The sequence below is a fragment of the Streptomyces paromomycinus genome, assembly GCF_003865155.1.
Classification (GTDB): domain Bacteria; phylum Actinomycetota; class Actinomycetes; order Streptomycetales; family Streptomycetaceae; genus Streptomyces; species Streptomyces chrestomyceticus.
Genome location: NZ_BHZD01000001.1, coordinates 5,430,387 through 5,449,196 on the forward strand (window position 1 = coordinate 5,430,387; position 18,810 = coordinate 5,449,196).

Below are 18,810 nucleotides of genomic sequence, written 5' to 3' on the forward strand. Positions count from 1 at the left end.
CGGGGTGTGGTGCTGCGCGTGGACCTCGAAGGCGTGAGCTTTTCCCGCAACCCCGGCGTCATGACACATGACAACTGCTACTACATGGTCGACAGGATGGTCTTCTGCGAGTTTCCAGGCGCCGTGCCCGTGGGGGCGGCGTACGAGACCGCCGAGCCCCTCCCGTGGGTCACCAGCGGCTTCAACAGGGTCGAGGGGTCGTACAGGTACTCCGTGTGGCCGCTGGACGATCCGCCCCCGGGCGTCAGGGACTACAAGAAAATGGACGAGCGCGGTTCGGGGCCCGCACTCGGTCTCGTGCCGGTCGCCGCCGACTCGCTGAAGGGGGGCGGCGAACTGCGTTTCGCCCCGCCCTCCCGGGCGCGGGCCGACTGGTCGGTCAAAGGCATCACGCTCCGTGGCCGGGTCGGGGAGTACGTCTCCGTGGCGATGGAGGATGCCGGCAGCGGGGGTGGCAAGGTGCGCGTGGACCTGCCACCAGGGACGTCGTTCGCCCCGCTCTCCAGGGAGGAGCGGGAGGGGACCCCGTCCGAGCAGTACACCTGCGGACGGGACGACCTGGACGGGCAGCTCTACTGCAGCAACGAGCCGAACTACATATCGCTGCGGGTGCGGATCGACCGTCAGGTCGAAGGCGCGGTGGGGAAGGTGTCCGTGCGCGAACCCATCCGGGGGGACACCGACCCCACGAACAACTCGGCGCCGATAAAGCTGGAGGTAACGGGCACCGCCCCACCCGGGGAGACCGATCCGCCCGTCGAGACGGCCGCGCCCGGTGCAGGCGGCCCCGGGTCGTCCGCGCAGTCGCCCCAGCAGCAGTCCGTCCTCTCGGACAACCACCGCCCCCGTAAGGGCGCGCTGGCCGTGGCCGCCTTGGCCGCCGCTCTCGCGCTGGTGACGGCCTTCCTCACCCGACGCAAGCGCGCCCAGCGGGCAGACGGCCCTGCATGGAGAAGGCGTGCGGGGGCCAAGGCGTAGAGGACGCGACAAGGGTGCGGCGCCGAGACGTTTCTCGGCGCCGCACCCCGTCGCGTCCGCCGCCGGACGCGACGGCGGAACGCCGATGGACTACCGGTAGTTCACGAACTGCAGCGCGAAGTCCAGGTCCTTGCCCTTCAGCAGCTGCTGCACAGCCTGGAGGTCGTCGCGGCTCTTCGAGCTGACGCGCAGCTCGTCGCCCTGCACCTGCGCCTTGACGCCCTTCGGGCCCTCGTCGCGGATGATCTTGGCGACCTTCTTCGCGTTCTCCTGCGAGATGCCCTCTTCGAGGGAGGCGAAGATCTTGTACTCCTTGCCGGAGGCCTCCGGCTCGCCCGCGTCCAGGGCCTTCAGCGAGATCCCGCGCTTGATCAGCTTGGACTGGAAGATGTCGAGGACAGCCTTCACGCGCTCCTCGGCGTTGGCCCGCATCTCGATCTTCTCGCCCGACCACTTGATCGACGCGTCCACACCCTTGAAGTCGTAGCGCTGCGAGATCTCCTTGGCGGCCTGGTTGAGGGCGTTGTCGACCTCCTGCCGCTCGACCTTCGAGACGATGTCGAAACTGGAGTCGGCCATCTTGAGTTGGCTCCTCGTACATAGATCCGTCAGGGGTACGGCCCGCCTGGGACCGCTACGCAAGCCTAGTCACCCCGAGCATGATCGGTCCGGGAAGAACCGAGTGGCGAACCACCCCCGGCCATCGGGTATGGTTTACGTCGTTGCCACGGAGCGGCGCCACACCGGCGGATCTCCCGGCAGCAAAACCCATGGCGGTGTGCCCGAGCGGCCAAAGGGAGCAGACTGTAAATCTGCCGGCTCAGCCTTCCCAGGTTCGAATCCTGGCGCCGCCACAGGTCCGAAAAGGCCCTGATCCGTGTGAACGGATCAGGGCCTTTTCGCTTGCCGCACGCTTTCCGTACGAGGGGCCGTCCGGGGCCCCGGCGCGCGCCGCGCGGAGCGGAACCCCGGACGGCGCGGTCAGCCCGCGGCCGCCCGGACGGCCTCCTCGACGGGAGTGTCGCCGCCGATCAGCTCCAGCGTGCGGCCGATCGTGCGCGGCTCGTCCAGGAGGGCGGCCAGTACGGCCGCCACGTCGTCCCGGGTGACCTCGGCGCGGCCGGTGGTCTCGGCCAGCCGGACCAGGCCGGTGCCCGGGTCGTCCGTGAGGCGGCCCGGCCGCAGGATCGTCCAGTCCAGGCCGGGGCGGGCACGGACGTCGGCGTCCGCGGCGCCCTTGGCACGCAGATACGCGGCGAACACCTCGTCGGTGCCCGCCGGCGGCTCCGTGTCGGCGCCCATCGACGACACGACGAGGAAGCGCCGTACGCCGGCCGCCTCCGCCGCGTCGGCGAAGAGGGACGCGGCGCCACGGTCCACCGTCTCCTTGCGGTCGATGCCGCTGCCCGGCCCGGCGCCCGCCGCGAAGACCGCCGCGTCCGCGCCTTCGAGGTGCCGGGCGACGTCCGCGACGGTGGCCGTCTCCAGGTCGCAGACGACCGGCTCGGCCCCGGCGGACAGCAAGTCCCCGGCCTGTTCGGGCCGGCGGACGATGCCCGCGACCTCGTCCCCGCGCCCGGCGAGCAGCCGCTCCAGCCGCAGCGCGATCTGACCATGTCCACCTGCGATGACAATGCGCATGATCCCGACCGTACGCCTGTCACCCGGCCCGGCGCGGCAGCCCGGGCGCCCGTGGCCCCATCGGGCGGCCCGAGGCGCTCAGCGCTGCGACTGCCGCGGCAGCTCCAGCGCCACCACCGCCGCCGAGTCGCAGTACTCGCGCACCGCGCTCGTCCGGGCCACCACACGTCCCCGGTGCACGACGATCCGGCTGTACGCGAGCGACAGCACCCCGGCGAGGCTCTCGCCCCGTACGGCCAGCAGTTCGGCGGGGAAGCCCGCTTCGACGCGGACCTCCGGGAGGCCCAGTGTGGCGCGGGCGGCGGTGCTGACCGCCCCGTAGGCGGCCTCGGGGCCGGCCTCGCCCAGGGAGGCCAGCAGGTACGCCGCCTCCAGAGGGTCGCCGCGGCCCACCGGGTTCGCCGCGTCGCGCAGGGCGCCGCTGCCCGCCGCCACCCGTACGCCGGCCGCGCGCAGCAGCCGTACGGGCGCGGAACGGGGCCCTCCGCCGCCTGCGGTCCGGCCGAGCCCCGGCAGCCCGGCCCCCTGCCGTTCCAGGGCCGCACAGCCGCCCTGCGGCAGGCAGACGACCGTCACGCCGGCCGCCGCGAGCTGCTCGGCGGTGCGCGCCGCCACCTCCGGCGGCAGCGCCGACAGGCCCGCGCACGGCCCGAGGGTCACCCCGGGCCGCAGCCCGCCCGCCATCGCGGCGAACCGGGCGAGGCGTGCGGGATCGTCGCCGTCGGTGTGCAGGTCCACCGCGCAGCCGTGCTCGTTCGCCAGCTCCAGGACGGTCTCGGCGTAGCCGGCGGGGTCGGGGTCGAGGTCCGGGCAGCCGCCGACGACCGTGGCGCCCATCTTGAGGGCGTCCCGCAGCATGGCCAGACCGTCCGCGCCGGCCACCCCGGTGAGTATCCGCGGCACCGCGACCGCGGTCAGCTCGGCGAGCCCGCGCAGCGACCGGCCCGCCTGGAGGACGGCCTCCAGCGACCGCAGCCCCTGGACGTCACCGATCCGCACGTGGGTACGCAGGGCCGTCGCGCCGTGGCCGAGTTGCAGGAGGGCCGCCTCGGTGGTGCGGCGCTGCACGTCTTCGAGCGTGCCGGCGGCGGGGCCGGCGGCGTCGGCGGTCAGCGCGGTGTCGCAGTGCGCGTGCGGCTCGGCGGGGGCCGGGAGCAGCAGGTAGCCGCAGAGGTCGACGCGGGAGCCGTGCGGGGCGAGGCTGCCCGCCGTGCCGACCGCCTCGATGCGCCCGCCGCTGAGCCGTACGTCCACCACGCGGCCGTCGGCGAGCCGGGCGTCACAGAGCACCAGGGTGCCTGCCGCGGCGCCCGTGCCGTCGCTGCCCGTGGCCTTCTCGGGCCCCGGCTGCGGCTGACTGCTGTCGGACATCGCGCTCCTCGAAGGACCGGGCGTGCAAGATCACGCAGCGTGGTCCGAGCCTAGGGGGCGCTCCGGGGAGCTTCACGGAGGCGCGAAATAGTCGTACCGGTGTGGTGCGGGGGACGGCCGGGGCGGGGCTCCGGATACGGATTTCACCTTTGGCGGCAGGCCGTGTAATGTCTTCATCGCTCGCCCCAATAGCTCAGTCGGCAGAGCGTCTCCATGGTAAGGAGAAGGTCTACGGTTCGATTCCGTATTGGGGCTCTGATGTGTGAGGTATCCCGCCCTCGGGCGGGGTCCGCTCGCATCACAGCGGTGTAGCTCAGTCGGTAGAGCAAGCGGCTCATAATCGCTGTGTCACCGGTTCAAGTCCGGTCACCGCTACTGACAGTAGCCGATTGTGGGGTCGGTCCTCCGATCGGCTACTCTTCTATGCGTTCATCCGTCCATCCGTCCGTCAAGGAGCACTCACGTGGCTGCCACCGACGTCCGCCCGAAGATCACGCTGGCCTGCGTGGAGTGCAAGGAGCGGAACTACATCACCAAGAAGAACCGGCGTAACGACCCGGACCGTCTTGAGATGAAGAAGCACTGCCCGCGCTGCAACTCGCACACCGCGCACCGCGAGACGCGATAACACCAGGCTCGTCCGCGAGGCCGTCCCCAGTCCCTGGGGGCGGCCTCGCGGCGTTGTGGTGCGACGGCGGCGGCGCGCGGCGTGTGCCGCCCCGCCGGGCCGGCGTGCCGGTATGGCAAGGTCAGGTTCTTTGCAGGGACCACTTCAGGGAGGTTGCGAGCCCATGGCGCTCGACCAGTCCTTTGTCGGGCGGAGCTACCCGGCCACCGCTCCTTACGAGGTCGGCCGGGAGAAGATCCGCGAATTCGCCGAGGCGATCGGGGACCCCGCGCCGGCGTACACCGACGCCGAAGCCGCCAAGGCGCTCGGTCACCCCGATGTGATCGCCCCGCCGACCTTTGTGTTCTCCATCACTTTCCGCGCCGCCGGACAGGTGGTCGAAGACCCGCAGCTGGGTCTCGATTACAGCCGGGTGGTGCACGGCGACCAGAAATTCGTCTACACCCGCCCGGTGCGCGCCGGTGACCGGCTGACGGTCACCTCGACCATCGAGGCGATCAAATCCCTCGCCGGTAACGACATTCTCGATATCCGCGGCGAGGTGCACGACGCGGCGGGCGAACACGTGGTGACCGCTTTCACCAAGCTGGTGGCGCGCGCCGCCGGGCAGGAGGGCTGACGCGATGACGGCGAAGATCTCTTACGACGACGTCGAGGCCGGCACCGAACTCCCGGCGCAGACCTTTCCCGTGACCCGTGCCACACTCGTGCGCTACGCGGGCGCCTCCGGCGACTTCAACCCGATCCACTGGAACGAGAAGTTCGCCAAGGAGGTCGGCCTGCCCGACGTGATCGCGCACGGCATGTTCACCATGGCCGAGGCGGTCCGCGTGGTCACCGACTGGACCGGTGACCCGGGCGCCGTCGTCGAGTACGGCGTGCGCTTCACCAAGCCGGTCGTGGTGCCCAACGACGACGAGGGCGCGGTCATCGAGGTCAGCGCGAAGGTCGCGGCCAAGCTGGACGACCAGGCCCGTACGGTCCGCGTCGACCTCACGGCGACCAGCGACGGCAAGAAGGTGCTCGGGATGTCGCGCGCGGTGGTGCGGCTCGCCTGAGGCGAGTGATCGTCACTGCACGGGGGCGGCCCGGCCGGCGCGGCGGACCGCCCCCGTACTCTTGAGCCCGTGCAGGAACTCACCGACGCTCCCCTCGCCCCGCTGACCACCTTCCGCCTCGGCGGCCCGGCCACCCGGCTGCGCACCGCCACCACGGACGACGAGGTGATCGCGGCCGTCCGCGAGGCCGACGCGGCCGGCACCCCGCTGCTGATCATCGGCGGCGGCAGCAACCTGGTCATCGGCGACAAGGGCTTCGAGGGCACCGCGCTGCGCATCGCCACCCGCGGCTTCACCCTGGACGGCACCGACCTGACGCTGGCCGCGGGCGAGAACTGGTCCGACGCGGTGGCCCGTACGGTCGAGGCCGGGCTCGCGGGCATCGAGTGCCTGGCCGGCATCCCCGGCTCGGCGGGTGCCACGCCCATCCAGAACGTGGGCGCGTACGGACAGGAAGTGTCCTCCACCATCACCGAAGTGGTCGCGTACGACCGCATAGCGGGCGAGACCGTGACCCTCTCGAACGCCGAGTGCGCGTTCTCGTACCGTCACAGCCGCTTCAAGGAACACCCCGGCCGGTTCGTCGTGCTGCGTGTGCGCTTCGCCCTGGAGGACGCGGGCGGGCTGTCCGCGCCCATCAAGTACGCGGAGACCGCCCGCACCCTCGGCGTCGAGGCGGGCGACCGGGTGCCGGCCGCCGATGCCCGCGAGACCGTGCTCAAGCTGCGGGCCGGCAAGGGCATGGTGCTCGACCCGGAGGACCACGACACCTGGTCGGCGGGCTCCTTCTTCACCAACCCGGTCCTCACCGAGGCCCAGTACGCGGACTTCCTCACCCGCGTCCACGAGCGCCTCGGCGCGGACGTCACCCCGCCCGCCTTCCCGGCGGGGGAGGGGCGCGTGAAGACCTCGGCCGCCTGGCTCATCGACCGGGCCGGCTTCACCAAGGGCTACGGCGACGGCCCGGCCCGCATCTCCACCAAGCACACCCTCGCCCTCACCAACCGCGGCGCGGCCACCACCGAGGACCTGCTCGCGCTGGCCCGCGAGGTCCGTGAGGGCGTCCGCGCGGCCTTCGGCGTCGTGCTGGTCAACGAGCCGGTGACGGTCGGCGTCACCCTTTAGGGCGCGGGGCCCGGCCCGCGCTCAGCCGTCCGCCAGCCACGCGTCCACCCCGGCCAGCAGCTTCCGCCGTACGTCCTCCGGCGCCCGCGAGCCCTGCACCGACTGGCGGGCCAGCTCGGCCAGCTCCGCGTCCGAGAAGCCGTGCGCCCCGCGCGCGATCTCGTACTGCTCCGCCAGCCGGGAGCCGAACAGCAGCGGGTCGTCGGCGCCCAGCGCCATCGGGACGCCCGCGTCGTACAGCGTCCGCAGCGGTACGTCCTCGGACTTCTCGTAGACGCCCAAGGCCACGTTCGACGCCGGGCAGACCTCGCAGGTCACCCCGCGCTCGGCCAGCCGCCGCAGCAGCGCCGGGTCCTCCGCCGCCCGCACCCCGTGCCCCACACGGGACGCGTGCAGGTCGTCCAGGCAGTCCCGGACGCTCGACGGCCCGGACAGCTCGCCGCCGTGCGGGGCCGCCAGCAGCCCGCCGTCGCGCGCGATGGCGAAGGCCCGGTCGAAATCGCGCGCGAAACCCCGCCGCTCGTCGTTGGAGAGACCGAAACCGATCACGCCGTGGTCGGCGTAGCGGACCGCGAGACGGGCCAGCGTACGGGCGTCCAGGGGGTGCTTCATCCGGTTCGCGGCCACCAGCACCCGTATCCCGAGCCCGGTGTCCCGGGAGGCGGCCCGCACCGCGTCCAGGATGATCTCCAGCGCCGGGATCAGCCCGCCCAGCCGGGGCGCGTACGAGGTCGGGTCGACCTGGATCTCCAGCCAGCCCGAGCCGTCCCGTACGTCCTCCTCGGCGGCCTCCCTGACCAGCCGCTGGATGTCCTCCGGGGAGCGCAGGCAGGAGCGCGCGATGTCGTACAGCCGCTGGAAGCGGAACCAGCCGCGCTCGTCCGTGGCCCGCAGCTTCGGCGGCTCGCCGCCCTTCAGGGCCTCCGGCAGGTGCACGCCGTACTTGTCGGCGAGCTCCAGCAGGGTCGACGGCCGCATCGACCCCGTGAAGTGCAGGTGCAGGTGGGCCTTCGGCAGCCCTCGGACATCGCGTACACGTTCCATCCCAGGATCTTGCCGTACGGGGCCGACGCGCCGGTAGGCCCTCGCCCGAACGAGCGCCCGCCCGAAAGCGGATGCGGGCCCCGGGGAAGCCCCGGGGCCCGCACCGATGCCGCTGTGCGCTACTTGGCCTCGGCCAGCAGCTTCTGGACCCGCGAGATGCCCTCGACCAGGTCCTCGTCACCCAGCGCGTACGACAGCCGCAGGTAGCCCGGAGTGCCGAACGCCTCACCCGGGACGACCGCCACCTCGGCCTCCTCCAGGATCAGCCCGGCCAGCTCCACGCTGGTCTGCGGGCGCTTGCCGCGGATCTCCTTGCCGAGCAGGCCCTTGACCGACGGGTAGGCGTAGAACGCGCCCTCCGGCTCGGGGCACAGCACGCCCTCGATCTCGTTGAGCATCCGCACCATCGTCTTGCGGCGCCGGTCGAAGGCGACCTTCATCTCCTCGACGGCGTCCAGGTCGCCCGAGACCGCCGCGATGGCCGCCGCCTGCGCCACGTTGGAGACGTTGGAGGTGGCGTGCGACTGGAGGTTCGCCGCGGCCTTGATCACATCCTGCGGGCCGATGGCCCAGCCCACCCGCCAGCCGGTCATCGCGTACGTCTTGGCCACGCCGTTGACGATGATGCACTTGTCGCGCAGCTCCGGGACCACCACCGGCAGCGAGGAGAACTCCGCGTCGCCGTAGATCAGGTGCTCGTAGATCTCGTCCGTCAGGACCCACAGGCCGTGCTCGGCGGCCCAGCGGCCCACCGCCTCGACCTGCTCGCGGGTGTAGACCGCGCCGGTCGGGTTGGACGGCGAGACGAACAGCAGCACCTTCGTACGGTCCGTACGGGCCGCCTCCAGCTGCTCCACGGACACCCGGTAACCGGTGGTCTCGTCGGCCACCACGTCCACCGGCACGCCGCCCGCCAGCCGGATCGACTCCGGGTAGGTGGTCCAGTACGGGGCCGGCACGATGACCTCGTCGCCCGGGTCCAGGATCGCCGCGAACGCCTCGTAGATCGCCTGCTTGCCACCGTTGGTGACCAGCACGTTCGCCGCCTCGACCGCGTACCCGGAGTCGCGCTGCGTCTTCGCGGCGATGGCCGCCTTCAGCTCGGGCAGGCCGCCGGCCGGCGTGTAGCGGTGGAACTTCGGGTCGCGGCACGCCTCGACGGCGGCCTCGACGATGTAGTCCGGCGTGGGGAAGTCGGGCTCACCGGCGCCGAAGCCGATCACCGGACGCCCGGCGGCCTTGAGGGCCTTCGCCTTGGCGTCCACGGCGAGGGTCGCGGACTCGGAGATCGACCCGACGCGGGCCGACACCCGACGGTCGGTGGGGGACTGTGCGGGAGGAGTAGCGCTCATGTACTGCATGTTCCCAGACCGCCGACGGGGCGGGCACACGGGTTTGCGGGCACCACCTCGGGGCTTTCTGTTCGACGCCCGGCCGCGAACCACGTACACTCGCAGACCGTTGGCTCCCGACAGGGCGCAAGCGGCCACGCACCTGGTGCAGTGGTCGGGATGCGGTAGGTTGGGGGAACCACAAAGGGTCGTAGCTCAATTGGTAGAGCACTGGTCTCCAAAACCAGCGGTTGGGGGTTCAAGTCCCTCCGGCCCTGCTACACGCACTCGTCGCCGAGTCGCGTGCACGCGTACGTACTGAAATGCACCGCCGTGCGGCTCTACCGGGCGCGGCACGGCCAACGACCCGGATTCAGGTGAGGACGAGTGACGGACGCCCTGGGCTCCATCGACATGCCTGAGCGCGGTCGTTCCGAAGACGAGGGCTCGGACGCGAAGAAGCCCCGCCGCGGCGGCAAGCGCGGCAAGAAGGGCCCGTTCGCCCGCCTCGCGCTCTTCTACCGGCAGATCATCGCCGAACTCCGCAAGGTCGTCTGGCCCACGCGGGGACAGCTCTCCACGTACACCACCGTGGTGATCGTCTTCGTCGTCATCGTCATCGGTCTCGTAACCGTGATTGACTTGGGATTCAACGAGGCCGTCAAGTACGTCTTCGGCTGATCCCGCGAAGGGCGCCTTCCGGGCGCCCCTTTGCATGTTCAACCCCTTGAAGCCAGGAAGAAGCAGCCACCGTGTCTGACCCGAACCTGAACGACGCCGCCGACTCCGTCGAGACGGCAGCGGCCGACGTTGACGCGGCTGCCTCGGCCGAGGTCGAGGGCGACGCTGCGGCGATTGCCGACGAAGAGGGCGCTCGCGAGATCGTCGAGGGCGCCGACGCGGCCGACGAGCTCGACACCGAGGACGCCGAGGCGGGCGAGCCCGCCGAAGAGGCCGCGGTGAACGTCGAGCCCGAAGACGAGGCCGCCGAGGCTGCCGAGGCCGATGAGGCCGCCGGCGAGGCGGAGACCGACGAGGCCGAGGACGAGGCCGAGCCGGTCGACCCGATCGCCGCGCTCCGCGAGGAGCTGCGCACCCTTCCGGGCGAGTGGTACGTCATCCACACCTATGCGGGCTACGAGAAGCGCGTGAAGGCCAACCTGGAGCAGCGCGCCGTCTCGCTCAACGTCGAGGACTTCATCTACCAGGCCGAGGTCCCCGAGGAAGAGATCGTCCAGATCAAGAACGGCGAGCGCAAGAACGTCCGCCAGAACAAGCTCCCGGGCTACGTGCTCGTGCGCATGGACCTGACGAACGAGTCCTGGGGCGTCGTGCGCAACACGCCCGGCGTGACCGGCTTCGTGGGCAACGCCTACGACCCGTACCCGCTGACCCTGGACGAGATCGTCAAGATGCTCGCCCCGGAGGCCGAGGAGAAGGCCGCCAAGGAGGCCGCCGAGGCCGAGGGCAAGCCGGCGCCGTCCCGCAAGGTCGAGGTCCAGGTGCTGGACTTCGAGGTGGGCGACTCGGTCACCGTCACCGACGGCCCGTTCGCCACGCTGCAGGCCACGATCAACGAGATCAACGCCGACTCGAAGAAGGTCAAGGGCCTGGTCGAGATCTTCGGCCGGGAGACCCCGGTCGAGCTGAGCTTCGACCAGATCCAGAAGAACTGACACCTTCTGGAACCACGCTTCCGAACAGGTCAGGCGAGCCCCTCGGGGACCGTCTGACCTGCTCGGTTTTTGGCCGCACCTCTGTACCCGTTATCGTTGTGCGGTATGCCTCCATCCGGATGACCGGATGGTCTGGCGAAAAACCTCTCACTAGGACCCGGAGAGAGCATGCCTCCCAAGAAGAAGAAGGTCACGGGGCTCATCAAGCTCCAGATCCAGGCCGGTGCCGCGAACCCGGCTCCGCCGGTCGGCCCCGCGCTGGGTCAGCACGGCGTCAACATCATGGAGTTCTGCAAGGCCTACAACGCCGCGACCGAGTCGCAGCGTGGCTGGGTCATCCCGGTGGAGATCACGGTCTACGAGGACCGTTCCTTCACCTTCGTGACCAAGACGCCGCCGGCCTCGAAGATGATCCTGAAGGCCGCGGGCGTGGAGAAGGGCTCCGGCGAGCCGCACAAGACCAAGGTCGCCAAGATCACGGCCGACCAGGTTCGCGAGATCGCCACCACCAAGATGCCCGACCTGAACGCCAACGACCTGGACGCCGCGTCGAAGATCATCGCCGGCACCGCCCGTTCCATGGGCATCACGGTCGAGGGCTGACAGCCACCCCGCATCCGCCCCGCGGCACCCGCCGCACCACGGGGCACGTGGCAGGGCCAGGCGCTGGCCCGTACCACGACTCCATCGCCACCATTCAGGAGCAGCAGTGAAGCGCAGCAAGACTCTTCGCAACGCGGACGCGAAGATCGACCGGGAGCGTCTGTACGCCCCGCTCGAGGCCGTCCGTCTGGCCAAGGAGACCTCCGCGGCCAAGTTCGACGCGACCGTCGAGGTCGCCATGCGTCTGGGTGTCGACCCGCGCAAGGCCGACCAGATGGTCCGTGGCACCGTGAACCTTCCGCACGGCACCGGTAAGACCGCCCGGGTCCTGGTCTTCGCGACCGGCGACCGTGCTGCGGCCGCGGAAGCCGCCGGCGCCGACATCGTCGGCTCCGACGAACTGATCGACGAGGTCTCCAAGGGCCGCCTGGACTTCGACGCCGTCGTCGCCACGCCGGACCTCATGGGCAAGGTCGGCCGCCTCGGCCGCGTGCTCGGTCCCCGTGGTCTGATGCCGAACCCGAAGACCGGCACCGTCACCCCGGATGTCGCCAAGGCTGTCACCGACATCAAGGGCGGCAAGATCGAGTTCCGCGTGGACAAGCACGCGAACCTCCACTTCATCATCGGCAAGGTGTCCTTCGACGACGCCAAGCTGGTGGAGAACTACGCCGCGGCGCTGGAGGAGATCAACCGTCTCAAGCCGTCCGCCGCCAAGGGCCGCTACATCAAGAAGGCCACCATCGCCACCACGATGGGCCCCGGCGTCCCGGTCGACAGCAACCGCACCCGCAACCTCCTCGTCGAGGAGGACGTGCTCGCCGTCTGAGCCTGACGGCAGGCGCGCGCGTACGCGTACGCCGGGCCCCGCACCTCACCCGAGGTGCGGGGCCCGGCGCTTTTTTGCCCATCGGGCCCGTACGGGACGGCGCGGGGCGTTCGGGGCGCCGCGGGGCCCGGCGCCGGGCGCTGTCACCCCCCTGCACTACGCTCGGCCGCAGTCGTAAAGCTGATCTACAACGGGGAGACACACGTGCGTACTGCGCGGATCACGGCGGCCGTGGCCGGCGTCGTCATGCTGGCCGGCCTGACCGCCTGCGGCGACAAGGACGGCGGCGGCAAGGCGGGCGGCGACGCGGGCGGCAACGGCTCGCCCGTCCAGGCCGCCGTGGCGGCGCTGCGGACGGCCTCCGAGAAGACCGGCGCGGAGAAGTCGGCCAAGGCCGAGACGACGACCAGGTCGGGCCAGGTGACGCAGACCCTGAAGAGCGAGATCGACTGGTCCGAGGGCATGCGGTCGAACGTCGAGATGACCGGGCAGGGCGGCCTGGGCGGCGGCAAGCCCATGAAGTTCGTCTACACCCCGGAGGCGGTCTTCATGAACCTCGGCGGCGGCAAGTCCTGGCTCAAGTACGACTACAACGTCATGGCCAAGAAGAGCACGATGTACGCGGTGCTCAAGGACCAGATGCAGAACAACAACCCGTCGCGGTCCGTTGCCCTGGTCATCGCGTCGGGCAAGGCCAAGAAGGCCGGTACGGAGGACGTACGCGGCGTCCAGGCGACCCACTACACCGCCACCTTCGACGCGGCCGAGCTGGCCCGTATGCAGGCGTCCGAGAACTTCAGCGCCAAGGACATGAAGGCGCTGGAGGAGTCGTTCGAGCAGACCGGCACGAAGAACCAGACCATCGACCTGTGGATCGGCCCCGGCGACCTGCTGGTGAAGAAGGCCGAGAAGACCCAGAACAACATGGGCCTGGTGGAGAGCACGACGTACTACTCCGACTACGGCACCAAGGTGAGCGTCCAGGAGCCGCCGGCCTCGCAGGTCACCGACGGCAGCAAGATCGGCGCCGGCGCCGTGGGCGGCGGCCTGAAGGGCTGACCCGACGCCCTCCCGCCCCGCCGTCTCCGGGCCCGGCGCGCCGCGCGCCGCCGGGTCCGGGAGCGGATTTGCCTGCGCGGCGGCCGTTCGCGTACCGTAGCGAAGAAGCCAAAGACCGCTGGTTGTCTCTGTGCGCCCTCGTGGCGTACGGAACCGAAGGATCCGCTAGCTGCGGACGGCCTGCGCAGGTGGACGAGGAAGAACTCCCGGAAGAACTCCGTTTCGACCGGTCGAGCCATGCCCCGTGCGCTTGCGCCGGGGCGTTTGTTTTGCCCAGCCCCTTCTGCGCGGTCCTCATCACCCGGAAGGAGGCCGAGGCTCATGGCGAGGCCCGACAAGGTCGCAGCCGTCGAGGAGATCACGGAGAAGCTCCGTAACTCCAACGCCGCTGTTGTGACCGCGTACACCGGACTGTCCGTCGCTCAGCTCAAGCAGCTGCGCCGTTCGCTCGGTGACAACGCTCAGTACCGTGTGGTGAAGAACACGCTGACCAAGATTGCGGCCAATGAGGCCGGGATCACGCTGGACGAGCACCTCAATGGCTCGACGGCTGTCGCCTTCGTGACCGGTGACCCGGTCGAGGCGGCGAAGGGTCTTCGTGACTTCGCCAAGGAGAACCCCTCTCTCGTCATCAAGGGCGGTGTCCTCGAAGGCAGGGCGCTGTCCGCCGACGAGATCAAGAAGCTTGCGGACCTCGAGTCCCGCGAGGTTCTGCTCGCCAAGCTGGCGGGTGGCATGAAGGCGTCCATGGCCAAGGCCGCGGCGACCTTCCAGGCCCCGCTCACGAAGATGGTCCGCACCGCGGAAGCTCTTCGCAGCAAGGTCGAGCAGGGCGGTGCCGGTGAGCCGGCTCCCGCCGAGGCGGCGGAGTAACCACTCCGCAGTCCAGCGGGCACGTCTGCTCAGCACGCCCGCCGCAATGTACATCCGGCACCAGCCGAATTAGTGGAAGGACCGCCACCATGGCGAAGCTCACCCAGGACGAACTGCTGGCCCAGTTCGAGGAGATGACCCTGCTCGAGCTCTCCGACTTCGTGAAGAAGTTCGAGGAGAAGTTCGACGTCGAGGCTGCCGCCCCGGTCGCCGTTGCCGCCGCCGGTGCCCCGGGCGCCCCGGCCGCCGAGGCCGCTGAGGAGCAGGACGAGTTCGACGTCATCCTCACCGGTGCCGGCGACAAGAAGATCCAGGTCATCAAGGTCGTGCGCGAGCTGACCTCGCTGGGCCTGAAGGAGGCCAAGGACCTCGTGGACGGCACCCCGAAGCCGGTCCTCGAGAAGGTCGCCAAGGACGCCGCGGAGAAGGCCGCCGAGGCCCTCAAGGGCGCCGGCGCCTCCGTCGAGGTCAAGTGACCCGACGAGTCTGCTGACTCTTCGCAAACCTGAAGGCGATCACCCATGCGGGTGGTCGCCTTCGGGCGTTCGGGCCGCGGCTGCGCCGCCCCGCCCTTCCGTGCGAGTATGGTGATCTTCGTTGCCCGGCCGTGCACCCCGTGACGATCTTCCAGTGGGTGGGGGGCCTTGACGAACCGCACGCAGCGCGCAATTCTCAGGACGCGACGTCAGAAGCGATCCGGGTTCGAGGCATGGATCGCCGGCGAAGAGGGAAGCATCGGGGTGCGCCTGTTGGCGCACGGCTCGTGGCAGGCATAAGACGTTGGGCGTTGAGACGAACAAAGAGGGGTACCTCCGTCACGGAGGGTGCCGCCTCCCGGAGGGAGAAGATCGGTATCACGGTGCTGAACCGGTCTCCGGAAACTCGCTCTGGACATCAGTGTGCCGAGTGGCTACACTGACCCTTTGCGCTGCCTGTTAGCTGCTCCCTGCCCGTCACCAGGGGCATACCCGAGCTTGAGCAATGCCGACTGATCCGCCCTGACCTGGGCTTTTCCTCCGGCTGTGTTCGATCCGGGACCGGTACGCGCGTAGTGAGTCCGAGCCCTCGGAAGGACCCCCTCTTGGCCGCCTCGCGCAACGCCTCGACTGCCAATACGAACAACGGCGACAGCACCGCCCCGCTGCGCATCTCTTTTGCGAAGATCAAGGAGCCCCTCGGGGTTCCGAACCTCCTTGCGCTGCAGACCGAAAGCTTCGACTGGCTGCTCGGCAATGCCGCATGGAAGGGTCGCGTCGAGGCTGCGCTGGAAAGTGGTCAGGACGTCCCCACCAAGTCCGGTCTGGAGGAGATCTTCGAAGAGATCTCCCCGATCGAGGACTTCTCCGGGTCGATGTCGCTGACGTTCCGCGACCACCGATTCGAGCCCCCGAAGAACTCCATCGACGAGTGCAAGGAGCGCGACTTCACGTACGCGGCTCCGCTCTTCGTCACGGCTGAGTTCACCAACAACGAGACCGGTGAGATCAAGTCTCAGACGGTCTTCATGGGCGACTTCCCGCTCATGACCAACAAGGGCACCTTCTGCATCAACGGCACCGAGCGTGTCGTCGTCTCGCAGCTGGTCCGCTCGCCGGGCGTCTACTTCGACAGCCAGATCGACAAGACGTCCGACAAGGACATCTTCACCGCCAAGATCATCCCGTCCCGGGGTGCCTGGCTGGAGATGGAGATCGACAAGCGCGACATGGTCGGCGTGCGCATCGACCGCAAGCGCAAGCAGTCCGTGACCGTCCTCCTCAAGGCCCTCGGCTGGACGACCGAGCAGATCCTCGAAGAGTTCGGCGAGTACGAGTCGATGCGCGCCACCCTGGAGAAGGACCACACCCAGGGCCAGGACGACGCGCTGCTCGACATCTACCGCAAGCTGCGCCCGGGCGAGCCGCCGACGCGCGAGGCCGCGCAGACGCTGCTGGAGAACCTCTACTTCAACCCGAAGCGCTACGACCTCGCTAAGGTCGGCCGCTACAAGGTCAACAAGAAGCTGGGCGGCGACGAGCCGCTGGACGCCGGTGTGCTGACCACCGACGACGTCATCGCCACGATCAAGTACCTGGTCAAGCTGCACGCCGGCGAGACCGAGACGATCGGCGAGAACGGCACGGAGATCGTCGTCGAGACCGACGACATCGACCACTTCGGCAACCGCCGCCTGCGCAACGTCGGCGAGCTGATCCAGAACCAGGTCCGTACGGGTCTCGCCCGTATGGAGCGTGTCGTGCGCGAGCGCATGACCACCCAGGACGTCGAGGCGATCACGCCGCAGACCCTGATCAACATCCGGCCGGTCGTCGCCTCCATCAAGGAGTTCTTCGGCACCAGCCAGCTGTCCCAGTTCATGGACCAGACGAACCCGCTGTCGGGCCTGACCCACAAGCGCCGTCTGTCGGCCCTGGGCCCCGGTGGTCTGTCCCGTGAGCGGGCCGGTCTGGACGTCCGTGACGTGCACCCCTCGCACTACGGCCGCATGTGCCCGATCGAGACCCCTGAAGGCCCGAACATCGGTCTGATCGGCTCGCTCGCCTCCTACGGCCGCGTCAACGTCTTCGGCTTCATCGAGACGCCGTACCGCAAGGTCGTCGACGGCCGGGTCACCGAGCAGGTCGACTACCTGACCGCCGACGAGGAAGACCGCTTCCTCATCGCGCAGGCGAACGCTCCCCTCACCGAGGACATGGAGTTCGCCGAAGGCCGCGTCATGTGCCGCCGCCGCGGTGGTGAGGTCGACCTCGCCGCCCGCGAGGACGTGGACTACATGGACGTCTCGCCGCGCCAGATGGTGTCGGCCGCGACCGCCATGATCCCCTTCCTGGAGCACGACGACGCCAACCGCGCGCTCATGGGATCGAACATGATGCGCCAGGCCGTGCCGCTGATCAAGGCGGAGGCCCCGCTGGTCGGCACCGGCATGGAGTACCGCTGCGCGGTCGACGCCGGTGACGTCATCAAGGCGGAGAAGGACGGTGTGGTCCAGGAGGTCTCCGCGGACTACATCACCGTCGCCAACGACGACGGCACGTACACCACGTACCGCGTCGCCAAGTTCACCCGCTCCAACCAGGGCACCTCCTTCAACCAGAAGGTCGTCGTGGACGAGGGCGCGCGCGTCGTCGTGGGCCAGGTGCTCGCCGACGGCCCCTCCACCGACGAGGGCGAGATGGCGCTGGGCAAGAACCTGCTCGTCGCCTTCATGCCCTGGGAGGGCCACAACTACGAGGACGCGATCATCCTGTCGCAGCGCCTCGTGCAGGACGACGTCCTGTCCTCGATCCACATCGAGGAGCACGAGGTCGACGCCCGGGACACCAAGCTGGGCCCGGAGGAGATCACCCGGGACATCCCGAACGTCTCCGAGGAGGTCCTCTCGGACCTCGACGAGCGCGGCATCATCCGGATCGGTGCCGAGGTCGTCGCCGGCGACATCCTCGTCGGCAAGGTCACGCCCAAGGGTGAGACCGAGCTGACCCCGGAGGAGCGCCTGCTGCGCGCCATCTTCGGTGAGAAGGCCCGTGAGGTCCGTGACACCTCGCTGAAGGTCCCGCACGGCGAGATCGGCAAGGTCATCGGCGTCCGCGTCTTCGACCGTGAAGAGGGCGACGAGCTGCCCCCGGGCGTGAACCAGCTGGTCCGCGTCTACGTGGCGCAGAAGCGCAAGATCACCGACGGTGACAAGCTCGCCGGCCGGCACGGCAACAAGGGCGTCATCTCCAAGATCCTGCCGGTCGAGGACATGCCGTTCCTGGAGGACGGCACCCCGGTCGACATCATCCTCAACCCGCTGGGTGTCCCGTCCCGAATGAACCCGGGCCAGGTCCTGGAGATCCACCTCGGCTGGCTCGCCAGCCAGGGCTGGAAGGTCGAGGGCGACGCCGACTGGCAGAAGCGTCTCCAGGCGATCGGCGCCGACGAGGTCGCGCCCCGCACCAACGTCGCGACCCCGGTCTTCGACGGTGCGCGCGAGGACGAGCTCGCTGGTCTGTTCGACTCCACGCTGCCGAACCGCGACGGCGAGCGGATGGTCAAGGACACCGGCAAGGCCCGGATGTTCGACGGCCGTTCCGGTGAGCCGTTCCCGGACCCGATCTCGGTCGGGTACATGTACATCCTGAAGCTCCACCACCTGGTGGACGACAAGCTGCACGCGCGTTCGACCGGTCCGTACTCGATGATCACCCAGCAGCCGCTGGGTGGTAAGGCCCAGTTCGGTGGCCAGCGCTTCGGTGAGATGGAGGTGTGGGCGCTGGAGGCTTACGGCGCCGCGTACGCCCTCCAGGAGCTGCTGACCATCAAGTCCGACGACGTGACCGGCCGCGTGAAGGTCTACGAGGCGATCGTCAAGGGCGAGAACATCCCCGAGCCCGGCATTCCCGAGTCCTTCAAGGTGCTCATCAAGGAAATGCAGTCGCTCTGCCTGAACGTGGAGGTGCTGTCCTCGGACGGCATGTCCATCGAGATGCGCGACACGGACGAGGATGTCTTCCGCGCCGCGGAGGAGCTCGGTATCGACCTGTCCCGGCGCGAGCCGAGCAGCGTCGAAGAGGTCTGACGGGCCTGGCCGGGGCTCCTTCCCCCCAAG

Annotated in this window: 18 protein-coding genes and 4 tRNA genes; 17 read left to right on the forward strand and 5 right to left on the reverse strand. The window is 69.6% G+C overall.

Going from position 1 to position 18,810, the window contains the following annotated elements:
• Positions 1-60: 60 nt before the first annotated feature.
• A complete protein-coding gene (locus OEIGOIKO_RS23060) occupies positions 61-978 on the forward strand; it encodes a hypothetical protein (protein WP_125055634.1) in 918 nt (305 codons plus the stop codon).
• 90 nt (positions 979-1,068) lie between these two features.
• Here the strand turns inward: OEIGOIKO_RS23060 and OEIGOIKO_RS23065 are convergent, their stop codons facing one another.
• A complete protein-coding gene (locus tag OEIGOIKO_RS23065; RefSeq protein ID WP_125055635.1) occupies positions 1,069-1,557 on the reverse strand; it encodes a YajQ family cyclic di-GMP-binding protein in 489 nt (162 codons plus the stop codon).
• Between the two features lie 193 nt (positions 1,558-1,750).
• Between OEIGOIKO_RS23065 and OEIGOIKO_RS23070 the strand changes: the two genes are divergently transcribed.
• A tRNA-Tyr gene (locus tag OEIGOIKO_RS23070) sits at positions 1,751-1,832 on the forward strand.
• A gap of 127 nt (positions 1,833-1,959) precedes the next feature.
• On the opposite strand, the gene OEIGOIKO_RS23075 is transcribed toward OEIGOIKO_RS23070, so the two are convergent.
• A complete protein-coding gene (locus OEIGOIKO_RS23075) occupies positions 1,960-2,619 on the reverse strand; it encodes an SDR family oxidoreductase (RefSeq protein ID WP_125055636.1) in 660 nt (219 codons plus the stop codon).
• A gap of 78 nt (positions 2,620-2,697) precedes the next feature.
• Positions 2,698-3,990, reverse strand: coding sequence for an amidohydrolase family protein (locus OEIGOIKO_RS23080; RefSeq protein ID WP_125055637.1), 1,293 nt, complete (start codon positions 3,988-3,990; stop codon positions 2,698-2,700).
• 182 nt (positions 3,991-4,172) lie between these two features.
• Between OEIGOIKO_RS23080 and OEIGOIKO_RS23085 the strand changes: the two genes are divergently transcribed.
• From OEIGOIKO_RS23085 to OEIGOIKO_RS23110, 6 genes are all read left to right on the forward strand, one after another.
• Positions 4,173-4,245, forward strand: a tRNA-Thr gene (locus tag OEIGOIKO_RS23085).
• Between the two features lie 47 nt (positions 4,246-4,292).
• Positions 4,293-4,365 (forward strand) — tRNA-Met (locus OEIGOIKO_RS23090).
• Positions 4,366-4,453: 88 nt separating this feature from the next.
• Positions 4,454-4,618 carry a 50S ribosomal protein L33 gene (gene rpmG, locus OEIGOIKO_RS23095; protein ID WP_006604855.1) on the forward strand — a complete coding sequence of 55 codons (165 nt, stop codon included), beginning with the start codon at positions 4,454-4,456 and terminating at the stop codon, positions 4,616-4,618.
• A gap of 163 nt (positions 4,619-4,781) precedes the next feature.
• Positions 4,782-5,237, forward strand: a complete 456-nt coding sequence (locus OEIGOIKO_RS23100; RefSeq protein ID WP_125055638.1) for a MaoC family dehydratase N-terminal domain-containing protein — start codon at positions 4,782-4,784, stop codon at positions 5,235-5,237.
• Positions 5,238-5,241: 4 nt separating this feature from the next.
• Complete coding sequence (locus tag OEIGOIKO_RS23105) at positions 5,242-5,676, forward strand: MaoC family dehydratase (protein ID WP_125055639.1); 435 nt, start codon at positions 5,242-5,244, stop codon at positions 5,674-5,676.
• A 69-nt stretch (positions 5,677-5,745) separates the two neighbouring features.
• On the forward strand, positions 5,746-6,801 hold the full coding sequence (locus OEIGOIKO_RS23110) for a UDP-N-acetylmuramate dehydrogenase (RefSeq protein ID WP_125055640.1): 1,056 nt from the start codon (positions 5,746-5,748) through the stop codon (positions 6,799-6,801).
• A gap of 21 nt (positions 6,802-6,822) precedes the next feature.
• Here OEIGOIKO_RS23110 and OEIGOIKO_RS23115 read toward each other — a convergent pair whose 3' ends face one another.
• Complete coding sequence (locus OEIGOIKO_RS23115) at positions 6,823-7,845, reverse strand: adenosine deaminase (RefSeq protein ID WP_125055641.1); 1,023 nt, start codon at positions 7,843-7,845, stop codon at positions 6,823-6,825.
• A 119-nt stretch (positions 7,846-7,964) separates the two neighbouring features.
• Positions 7,965-9,197: a pyridoxal phosphate-dependent aminotransferase gene (locus tag OEIGOIKO_RS23120; protein ID WP_125055642.1), complete on the reverse strand. Its 1,233-nt coding sequence runs from the start codon at positions 9,195-9,197 to the stop codon at positions 7,965-7,967.
• A 184-nt stretch (positions 9,198-9,381) separates the two neighbouring features.
• Between OEIGOIKO_RS23120 and OEIGOIKO_RS23125 the strand changes: the two genes are divergently transcribed.
• The 9 genes from OEIGOIKO_RS23125 to rpoB all read left to right on the forward strand — a co-directional run bounded on the left by OEIGOIKO_RS23125 (position 9,382) and on the right by rpoB (position 18,780).
• Positions 9,382-9,454, forward strand: a tRNA-Trp gene (locus tag OEIGOIKO_RS23125).
• 109 nt (positions 9,455-9,563) lie between these two features.
• Entirely contained in the window at positions 9,564-9,857 is a 294-nt protein-coding gene (gene secE, locus OEIGOIKO_RS23130) for a preprotein translocase subunit SecE (protein WP_030017011.1), read from the forward strand.
• Between the two features lie 71 nt (positions 9,858-9,928).
• Entirely contained in the window at positions 9,929-10,852 is a 924-nt protein-coding gene (nusG, locus tag OEIGOIKO_RS23135; protein ID WP_125055643.1) for a transcription termination/antitermination protein NusG, read from the forward strand.
• Between the two features lie 168 nt (positions 10,853-11,020).
• Entirely contained in the window at positions 11,021-11,455 is a 435-nt protein-coding gene (gene rplK / locus OEIGOIKO_RS23140) for a 50S ribosomal protein L11 (protein WP_030017009.1), read from the forward strand.
• 106 nt (positions 11,456-11,561) lie between these two features.
• Positions 11,562-12,284 (forward strand): 50S ribosomal protein L1, encoded by a 723-nt coding sequence (gene rplA, locus OEIGOIKO_RS23145; RefSeq protein WP_125055644.1) that lies wholly within the window; start codon positions 11,562-11,564, stop codon positions 12,282-12,284.
• A 204-nt stretch (positions 12,285-12,488) separates the two neighbouring features.
• Complete coding sequence (locus OEIGOIKO_RS23150; protein WP_125055645.1) at positions 12,489-13,343, forward strand: SCO4651 family lipoprotein; 855 nt, start codon at positions 12,489-12,491, stop codon at positions 13,341-13,343.
• A gap of 321 nt (positions 13,344-13,664) precedes the next feature.
• On the forward strand, positions 13,665-14,216 hold the full coding sequence (gene rplJ, locus OEIGOIKO_RS23155; protein WP_125055646.1) for a 50S ribosomal protein L10: 552 nt from the start codon (positions 13,665-13,667) through the stop codon (positions 14,214-14,216).
• An 89-nt stretch (positions 14,217-14,305) separates the two neighbouring features.
• Complete coding sequence (rplL, locus tag OEIGOIKO_RS23160) at positions 14,306-14,692, forward strand: 50S ribosomal protein L7/L12 (RefSeq protein WP_125055647.1); 387 nt, start codon at positions 14,306-14,308, stop codon at positions 14,690-14,692.
• Positions 14,693-15,297: 605 nt separating this feature from the next.
• Complete coding sequence (gene rpoB, locus OEIGOIKO_RS23170) at positions 15,298-18,780, forward strand: DNA-directed RNA polymerase subunit beta (RefSeq protein WP_125055648.1); 3,483 nt, start codon at positions 15,298-15,300, stop codon at positions 18,778-18,780.
• Positions 18,781-18,810 lie beyond the last annotated feature (30 nt).